1 protein-coding gene is annotated in these 625 nt (G+C 48.0%); it reads right to left on the bottom strand.

Annotated features, from left to right (window positions below):
* Positions 1-625 (bottom strand): hypothetical protein (locus WBG21_RS11235; protein ID WP_340077930.1); only part of this gene is annotated, 625 nt, incomplete at both ends.

The following is a 625-nucleotide window of genomic DNA, read 5'->3' as shown; positions in this document are numbered from 1 at the left end:
TTCAGTATTGACAAACGAGTCACTGAACTGATCACTGACCCCGGCGTTATGGTTAGGAGCCTGAACCTGCCCAGAGACATTAAACGAATAAGCCGGTCTGTGTCCATTGACAAGGTCCCTTAGTTCAAAGACGGAGTTATAGGTCCCCACATAGTCTAAATTCATTTTGATGGTAAACTCCGCCTGTCCTCCGGCAGGAATAGGAGCTGATAGCTGCGAGACATCCAATATGGACATTGCCAAGCTACCAGCAGTTTTAACTAGGCTTAGCTGCAGCGCTTCCGTACTGGAGTTCAATACCCTGAACACCTGCATATGGTCTTGGCTGGTATTTTGGTCATGAGTTCCTAAGGAAGCCATCCCTCCATCAGAGATCAAAGGATTGGTAGCGTTCACAAGTACCTGTTTAAGGGCTGTCAATGCTGACAGTGCAGGCAGCGGGTTCACTTGCCCAGAGACATTAAACGAATAAGCCGGCCTGTGTCCATTGACAAGGTCCCTTAGTTCAAAGACGGAGTTATAGGTCCCCGCATAGTCTAAATTCATTTTGATGGTAAACTCAGCCTGTCCTCCGGCAGGAATAGGAGCTGATAGCTGCGAGACATCCAATATGGACATTGCCAAG

This window comes from Leptobacterium meishanense (assembly GCF_037645805.1).
Taxonomy (GTDB): Bacteria; Bacteroidota; Bacteroidia; order Flavobacteriales; family Flavobacteriaceae; genus Leptobacterium_A; species Leptobacterium_A meishanense.
This window is presented reverse-complemented; position numbering and strand designations above follow the sequence as displayed.